Source organism: Flavonifractor sp. An306 (assembly GCF_002159455.1).
In the GTDB taxonomy this organism is placed as follows: domain Bacteria; phylum Bacillota; class Clostridia; order Oscillospirales; family Oscillospiraceae; genus Flavonifractor.
Window position 1 is genome coordinate 25723 of record NZ_NFIQ01000041.1, and the last position, 8253, is coordinate 33975.

Genomic DNA, 8253 nt, shown 5'->3' on the forward strand with positions numbered 1-8253 from the left:
ATTATATCGAAAAAGGCAGGAAATAACAAGGGGATTTTCCCGCCCTTGACGGGGCGGGACGGGTAGGGTATCATAGAAAAAAGGGACTAGAATGGAGGGTTTTCCATGAGCAAAAAACGGTTGGTTCCACTGCTGCTTCTGCTGGGACTGCTGCCCGCCTGCAGCGGGGGAGAAGACCTGCCGGAGGAGACGGTCTCCCCCACGCCGACTCCTGTGGTGGAAGTGACGGCGGAGCCCAGTCCCACGCCCTATGACGGGCCGGTAAGTCCCCTCAGCGGCCTGCCCATCGGGGAGGAGTGGCTGAACCGCCGCCCGGTGGCCATCATGCTCAACAATCTGAAAGAGGCCCTGCCTCAGATGGGGCAGTCCCAGGCCGATATCATCTATGAGGTGCCGGCGGAGGGTGGGATCACCCGGATGCTGGCAGTCTATCAGTCTGTGGAGGGGGTAGGGAAGATTGGCTCCATCCGCTCCGCCCGGCCCTACTATCTGGAGCTTGCCCTGGGGCATGACGCCATATTCATTCACGCCGGCGGCAGTGAGGACGCCTACACCAGGATCAGCCAGTGGGGGGTGGCCGCTCTGGATGGAGTGCGGGGCCCTTACCTGAGCAATCAGGAAAACGGAAACCTGATGTGGCGGGACCCGGAACGAAAAAAGAGCTACAGCCTGGAGCATACCGTGGTCACCACCGGGGAGGCCATTATCCAACGGTTTGCCGGCTACACCAACCTGCGGCAGGAGCACAAGGAAGACTATGTCTATGAGATGGACTTTACAGAGGATGGGACCCCCTCCGGCGGTTTTTCCGCGGACCATCTGCAGGTGCCTTTTTCCCACTATAAGACCGGAGAGTTTCAATATGACCCCCAGAGCGGGCTTTATCTGATTGAGGAGTACGGAGAGGCCTACATAGACGGGGACACCGGCGAGCAGGTGGGGGTGACCAATGTGGTGGTGCTGAAAACATCCATCCGGAATACCGGGGACAGTCTGGGCCACATAACGGTGGATCTGTCCAGCGGCGGCACCGGCTACTTTGCCTGCGGCGGGCAAGCCATCGACCTGCTCTGGAGCAAGGATTATCCCGACGGGCAGCTTTTTTACACCGATCTGGAGGGCGACCCCATTACCTTCGGAACCGGGCGCACCTATGTCTGTATCGTTCCCCTGGACAGCCAGGTAAGTATTTCTTAGAGAAAAAACAAAAGAGGTCAGCCGCAAGGCTGACCTCTTTCCGATCTATGCATTACATAGCGCGGGTGACCTTACCCGAACGGAGGCATCTGGTGCACACATAGACGTGCTTGGGCGTGCCGTTGACAATCGCCTTGACGCGCTTCACATTGGGCTTCCAGGGACGGTTGGTGCGGCGGTGAGAGTGGGAAACCTGAATACCGAACACAACGCCCTTGTCGCAGAACTCACATTTGGCCATTCGCTTATACCTCCTCGCTCGTCAGGATACGCTTTTCATAAAGCATCGAATGATATAATAGCAGAACCCGGCGAAAATTGCAAGCATTTTTTTCAAAATTTCAGAGGTATTTCCCGCTCATTCCGGATTGAGCAGGCTTTCTATATAGGTCCAGTTTACCCCGCCGGCCACCAGATAACGGTTTCCCCCCTCATAGGAGGCGGTACCCAGCGGGAACGACTGGGCGACATCGTCCCGGATGGACAGGAAACGGACCCCATCGGGGCCGGAGAGGAATATCGATAGCTCCCGTTCCTGCCGGGGGAAGGTATACTGCCCAGCCAAGCACTCCAGCTCCAACCCCGCCAGATAGTCCATCAGAGCCTCCGGATCGGTGGCCTGGCAGTTGCCTGCGTCCGTCAGACCGATGCTGGAGATGCTCCAGTGTTCTCTGGTGTCGCCGGGGAAAAAGACCTCCTGTCCGGTGATGTCATAGGCCAGAGTGGCCCATCCAAAGGTCATGACCAGGCCGAAAGCAGCCAGCCCCGCCGAAATGCCGCAGATGAAACGGCGAACGGGATGGAGAACCCGCTGGAGGCGGCGGCGCAGGGAAGCTGCGGAGGCGGACAGGCAGGTGGTGAAGCCGGCCTGCTCTCCGGTGGTGCGCAGCAGCAGCCGGGCATATTCCCGCCGTCCCTCCTCGTCGCTCCCGTCCAGCACCTCCTGGTCACAGCTCAATTCCAGGTCCTCCGACCCCTGCTTCATAGCGGCCCACATCAACGGATTGAACCAGCACAGGGCGGTACAGAAGGTAAGAAAAAACTTGGCCGTACTGTCTCCCCGGCCGATATGGACCAGCTCATGGCGGAGGATCAGGTCCAGCTCCCTTTGTGTGTAGTCCCGCTGGGGGAGCACTACCCGGATGGTGGAGGGGAACAGGCCGATGGACAGGGGAGTGGACACAGCGGGAGAGACCAGCAGGGGCAGCCGTTTGCTGGAGTATCCCGCCCACTGCCTCAGCTCCTCCCACAGCCTGGCGGTGGAGGGATCGGCGGCTGCCAGGGCATCCTTCAGGATGCGGTGGCGGAACCGCAGGTGGGAGAAGATTTTCCAGCCCAGCACCACCGCGAAACCGGCTGCCCACACCCAGCAGCCGATGCGGATAGCCGCGGCAGGCAGGCGGAGGATCAGCAGGGGCCGGTCAAGCTGGAAATTTTCTGAGCTCATACAGAGGTAGAGATAGTTGGGCAGCAGCCACAGTACCACGCATGTCTGGGGCTGAAGGAACCGCCGGAGCAAAGGAAGGAGCAGGAGCAGCAAGCTGTTGTACAGGGCCAGGTGGAGAAAGGTCTGAAACAAGAGCCCCAGCAAGCTGCTCCCGCCGCCCCGGGGCAGCATCAGGGGCAGGAAACAGACGATCAGAAAGAGAAAGCCGGGCAGGAGCCAGTAGGCGAAATAGGGGGTGTACCGGTGTTTTTCTTTACCGGAAAAGGCGGTGACGGGCCTGGGGCGTTTCCAGTAAAGGAGTTCGGTAAAGAGAAGGCCCATTACTAGAGCCAGAATCAGGCGGTAAGTCATTTCTGGGCTCATAGTGCATCCCTTTCCAGCAAATCCCGCAGCTGATCCAGCTCCTCCTGGGTTAGGCCGCTGTCGCACAGGGCGGCGGCAAAGGCGGGCAGACTGCCGCCGCATACCTTCTGCAAAAAGGTGCGGCTCTGGGCGGCCAGATAGTCGGCCTGAGAGACAAGCGGGGTATAGAGACTTCTGCGGCCCTCCTTGTCTATGCGGAGAAAGCCCTTTTCCCCCAGCCGGGTGAGCACCGTCAGCAGGGTAGTGGCCGCCATGGGGCGGTCCGGAGGCAGGGCGGCGGCCACATCCATGCGGGACGCCGGAGGCGTACACCGCCACAGGGCCTGCATGACCTCCAGCTCGGCGTCGGGCAATCGGCGCATACTGCTCATGAAAAACACCTCCTTTTGCTTTATTCTACAATGATAGAACAAAAATGTCAACTACAATTGTAGAACAAATGGCGCCCCACAGCGGTTGCATTCTGTGAGAGAGGAATGATATAATGCACCCAGGAAAACCTACTTCAGAAAAGGAGGAAGCGGCGATGGAGAGTTTATATAGTGTCAAACTGGGGGAAGTGATCAAGAAGTTTCATCTGGAGGTGCTGCGGGGCGGCGAGGGATATGAGGATCTTCCCATCCGTACGGAGGACGTGAACCGGCCCGGCCTGCAGCTGACCGGCTTTTTCGATTACTTTGATCCCAGACGGCTCCAGGTGATCGGCAGGGTGGAGGCCACTTATCTGGACGGACTGACGCCGGATCAGCGGCGGGAGCGCTTTGAACGCCTGCTGAGCCAGGATATCCCGGCCCTCATTATATCCAGAGGGATCGAGCCCTTCCCGGAGTGCATGGAGATGGCGGAAAAATACGACCGCACCGTGCTTCGCAGCCAGGATACCACCAGCGTGCTGATGAGCACCATCATCGCCTCCCTGAAATCCTATCTGGCGCCCCGGATCACCCGCCACGGCGTGCTGGTGGAGGTGTACGGCGAGGGTGTGCTGCTGCTGGGCGAGTCTGGGGTAGGGAAGAGCGAGACCGCCATTGAGCTGGTCAAGCGGGGCCACCGGCTGATCGCCGACGACGCGGTGGAGATCAAGCAGACCGTCACCCGGGGACTGGTGGGCACCGCCCCCGAGCTGATCCGCCACTATATCGAGCTGCGGGGCATCGGCGTCATCGACGTGCGCCGCCTGTTTGGTATGAGCGCCGTCAAGGAGGAAGCGGAGATCGACATGGTCATCAACCTGGAGCAGTGGAAGGACGGGGCCATGTACGACCGGCTGGGCCTGGAGAACCTGTATACCACCATTCTGGATGTGCAGGTGCCCTCCCTCACTGTGCCGGTGAAGCCGGGGCGGAATCTGGCGGTAATCATTGAGGTGGCCGCCATGAATAACCGCCACAAGAAGATGGGCTATAACGCCGCGCTGGAGTTTACCAAGCAGATCAACGAGCACTTCGACCAGGCCATGAGTGCCCAGATGAACGGCCAATAAGGGTCCGGCGGGGCGGGAGATGGGTTCCCGCCCCGTTTTTTCGGGCTGTGAGCAAAAAAATCTTGCAAAATGGGAAAGACTGTGATATTATATCTGGGCATGTGATTACGCACATCCGTGGACGGGGGGCCAGGTGCTCCTGGAAACAGTGGTTGGCCGGCTCCGGATGAACCGGATGGAGGAATCAACAAATAAAGGAGGAACTTTACTATGGCAGTCGTATCTATGAAGCAGCTTCTCGAGGCGGGCGTCCACTTTGGTCACCAGACCCGCCGCTGGAACCCCAAGATGGCCACCTATATCTACACCGAGCGCAACGGCATCTATATCATCGACCTGCAGAAGACCGTGAAGAAGCTGGAGGAGGCCTACAACTTCGTCCGCTCTCTGGGCGAGTCCGGCCAGACCCTGCTGTTCGTGGGCACCAAGAAGCAGGCTCAGGAGGCCATCAAGGAAGAGGCCGAGCGCGTGGGCATGTACTATGTGAACGCCCGCTGGCTGGGCGGTATGCTCACCAATTTCAAGACCATGCGTGGCCGTGTAGAGCGTCTGAACCAGCTGAAGAAGATGCAGGAGGATGGCACCTTCGACATGCTGCCCAAGAAGGAAGTCATGAAGCACCTGGGCGAGATCGCCAAGCTGGAGAAGTACCTGGGCGGCGTTGTGGAGATGAAGAAGCTCCCTGGCGCGCTGTTTGTGGTTGATCCTCGCAAGGAGCGCAACGCCATCAACGAGGCCCGCAAGCTGCACATTCCCATCGTGGCCATCGTGGACACCAACTGCGACCCCGATGAGATCGACTATGTGATCCCCGGCAACGATGACGCCATCCGCGCCATCAAGCTGATCTCCGGCGTGATGGCCAACGCCATCCAGGAGGGCAAGCAGGGTCAGGACGCCGCTGAGGCTTCCGCTGAGAAGGACGCCGAGCCCGCCGCCGAGTAATCTGAACGGATGTTTTGAAGCGCCCGCCCGCGCGGGCGGGCGCTTTCTTTTGATTTTTATAATGGAGGTAATGTGATCATGGCAATCACTGCGAAAGACGTACAGACCCTGCGCGAGATGACCGGCGTGGGCATGATGGACTGCAAGAAGGCCCTCATCGAGGCCGAGGGCAACATGGATAAGGCCGTTGAGATCCTGCGGGAGAAGGGCCTGGCCGCTTCTCAGAAGAAGGCCGGCCGCATCGCCGCCGAGGGTATGGCCTATGCCGCCGTGGTGGACGGCGTGGGCGTAGTGGTCGAGGTCAACGCCGAGACCGACTTCGTGGGCAAGAACGAGAAGTTTGTGGACTTTGTTAAGGGCGTGACCGCTGTTGTGGCCGCCAACAAGCCCGCCGACCTGGACGCCCTGATGGCTCTGCCCTACGGCAATGGCCGTACCGTGCAGGAGGAGCAGCAGGAGATGGTGCTGGTCATCGGCGAGAACATCAAGGTTCGCCGTTTCACCTTCTTCACCGATGGCATCTCCGTGCCCTATGTCCATGCTGGCGGAAAGATTGGCGTGCTGGTGAACCTGGAGAGCGACCTGTCCGCTGATAAGGTGGAGGCCGTGGGCAAGGACGTGGCCATGCAGATCGCCGCTCTGAATCCCCGTTTCTGGGACAAGAGCCAGGTGGACCAGGCTACTCTGGACGAGGAGAAGAAGATCCTGCTGGTCCAGATGGAGAACGATCCCAAGATGGCTTCCAAGCCCGAGAAGGTGAAGGAGGGCATTGTTACCGGCAAGCTGGGTAAGTTCTACAAGGAGAACTGCCTGCTGCAGCAGGACTTCGTGAAGGACGGCTCCATGACTGTGGAGCAGTATATTGCCTCCGCCGCCAAGTCCCTGGGCGGCAGCATCACCTTCAAGAATGCCGTCCGCTTTGAGAAGGGCGAGGGCATCGAGAAGAAGCAGGAGAACTTTGCTGAGGAGATTGCCAAGCAGCTGGGCAAGTAATCGTGTGCTCATCCCCCCGCAAACCAGCACATTGACCCTAAATAATGACTCACAAAAGAGTCCGAGGAAATTCGTTTCCCCGGGCTCTTTTTTTATTTCTTTGTCTCTGTCCGAGATAAGTATTGGTGAGAAAAAATTATACACTTCTAAAGATATTTATGCATAAATGGATCTAGCACCCACAGAAATAACTATGTTCCCTTACAAAAACAATTTTTGTAGGGGGACATGTTATGGCTGATTTCAATTCCAATTTCAATGATATACAGAAACAAATTGCTGTTGCTGACTTAACTGACGAGCAAATCCAAGAGTTAGTGACCGCTTTGCAAACAAGAAGAAGTGCAAAACCTGAACTGACAAAGGAAGAAAAGGTCTTCTTGCAGTGTTGCAGAGAACATAGAAGTTACAGCAACAATAAAGATTTGGATGCTGTTGTATGCCCTCATTGTGGTTCAGTTAAGGTTATAAAGAACGGAACAAGAAACAGCAGACAGAGATATTTTTGCAAAGATTGTTATAAAACTTTCGGTGACACCAATGGCACCGTTGCCTTTCGCTCCAAGTTGTCTGTTGGTAAATGGATTGAGTTTATCAAGTTGACCTTACAGGGTGAAAGTTGCCGTACCATAGCAAAAGAATTGGGTATCAACAAGCAGACTGTTCTGCACAACAGACATAGGATATGTTCTGTTCTCCTTCAGTTCGTCAGCAATCAGGACGATTTCAAGAGTTTGGCTGAAAGCGACGAATATTACTATCCTCTTTCCTTTAAGGACATTAAAGACCCAATGTTCTTCTTGGGTACACTCGGCAGAATGCCATATACCCATTTGACCTTTGAGAAGAAAATCGAATATGTTGAGAAACAAGGATTTGACATAGATTTCTTGCATAGGTACATTAAAAACGAAGAACAGAACAAAGCTGAATTGTTGGATTATGTTAAACTTGGTGATTTGAAATCACAAGAGAAGTTTTCCAATGCTCTAAATGGTATGGATACAAAGAAAATTATTGAAGTCTTGAATACCTTACACGAACAGCAGAAGAAAAAGAGAGGTATCAGCAACCAGCAGGTATGTTGTCTGTCTTGTGTGGATACGAATAACAATCATTTCTTGCAGAGTGTTTGTGTCGGTAGAATACAGCCTATCCATATCGAGCAGACCCTTGTTCCCCATTTCACCGAAGATACTGTTCTGGTCACAGACAGCCATAGAGCATATAAGACCGTAGCCAACAGATACAAGATACCCTTAAATCAAATCCCAAGTGGGAAACATACAAGCGGTGGATTTCATCTGGGTCATATCAACGGATACCATCACAACATTAGTGATTTTATGTATCTGTATCATGGTGTAAGTTCCAAGTTCCTTGACTACTACTTGGCTCTGTTCTATTGGGTCGAGAAGAATAAGGGAAAGACCTATCTTGAACAGGCTTACGACATTATTACTCTGTTAGCCAATCAGACGAAGAAGATACCGCTTGATAAGTTCAAGTACAAGCCAATTTCCTTTGATATGAAGAGGTTGGCAATTTGAAAAAAGTTTAAATTTCGTTTTCTGGAATGAGACAAATTGACCGAAGTATGCTATGATATAGCCATAGTTCGGAACTTTTTGCTGGATTTTCCGTCTATATATACAAGTAAACAATTTTACAAGGAGGTAATCCGTATGAAGAAATATATAGCATTAGTTTTAGCATTGGTCTGTGTGTTGGGTCTGGTTGGTTGCAGTCAGCAAGGACAACAGGACATAATAACTCCAACTCAAAATAACGAGGAAATATCCCAAACAGACATTCAATCCGAAGC

The 8253-nt window shown here is 54.8% G+C and carries 8 protein-coding genes; 5 read left to right on the forward strand and 3 right to left on the reverse strand.

From position 1 onward, the window contains the following. The first annotated feature begins 105 nt into the window (after positions 1-105). On the forward strand, positions 106-1197 hold the full coding sequence (locus tag B5F88_RS11420) for a DUF3048 domain-containing protein (protein WP_087345990.1): 1092 nt from the start codon (positions 106-108) through the stop codon (positions 1195-1197). Positions 1198-1249: 52 nt separating this feature from the next. On the opposite strand, the gene rpmB is transcribed toward B5F88_RS11420, so the two are convergent. The 3 genes from rpmB to B5F88_RS11435 all read right to left on the reverse strand — a co-directional run bounded on the left by rpmB (position 1250) and on the right by B5F88_RS11435 (position 3378). Next, complete coding sequence (rpmB, locus tag B5F88_RS11425) at positions 1250-1438, reverse strand: 50S ribosomal protein L28 (protein WP_087345992.1); 189 nt, start codon at positions 1436-1438, stop codon at positions 1250-1252. A 117-nt stretch (positions 1439-1555) separates the two neighbouring features. After that, entirely contained in the window at positions 1556-2995 is a 1440-nt protein-coding gene (locus tag B5F88_RS11430; protein WP_162612171.1) for a M56 family metallopeptidase, read from the reverse strand. An 8-nt stretch (positions 2996-3003) separates the two neighbouring features. Beyond that, entirely contained in the window at positions 3004-3378 is a 375-nt protein-coding gene (locus B5F88_RS11435) for a BlaI/MecI/CopY family transcriptional regulator (protein ID WP_087345997.1), read from the reverse strand. Positions 3379-3533: 155 nt separating this feature from the next. Between B5F88_RS11435 and hprK the strand changes: the two genes are divergently transcribed. The 4 genes from hprK to B5F88_RS11455 all read left to right on the forward strand — a co-directional run bounded on the left by hprK (position 3534) and on the right by B5F88_RS11455 (position 7978). Beyond that, positions 3534-4490: an HPr(Ser) kinase/phosphatase gene (gene hprK, locus B5F88_RS11440; RefSeq protein ID WP_087346000.1), complete on the forward strand. Its 957-nt coding sequence runs from the start codon at positions 3534-3536 to the stop codon at positions 4488-4490. A 210-nt stretch (positions 4491-4700) separates the two neighbouring features. Beyond that, on the forward strand, positions 4701-5435 hold the full coding sequence (gene rpsB / locus B5F88_RS11445) for a 30S ribosomal protein S2 (RefSeq protein ID WP_087346005.1): 735 nt from the start codon (positions 4701-4703) through the stop codon (positions 5433-5435). A 78-nt stretch (positions 5436-5513) separates the two neighbouring features. Continuing rightward, positions 5514-6428 carry a translation elongation factor Ts gene (gene tsf / locus B5F88_RS11450; protein WP_087346008.1) on the forward strand — a complete coding sequence of 305 codons (915 nt, stop codon included), beginning with the start codon at positions 5514-5516 and terminating at the stop codon, positions 6426-6428. A gap of 233 nt (positions 6429-6661) precedes the next feature. Next, entirely contained in the window at positions 6662-7978 is a 1317-nt protein-coding gene (locus tag B5F88_RS11455; RefSeq protein WP_087346010.1) for an IS1595 family transposase, read from the forward strand. The last annotated feature ends 275 nt before the right edge of the window (positions 7979-8253 follow it).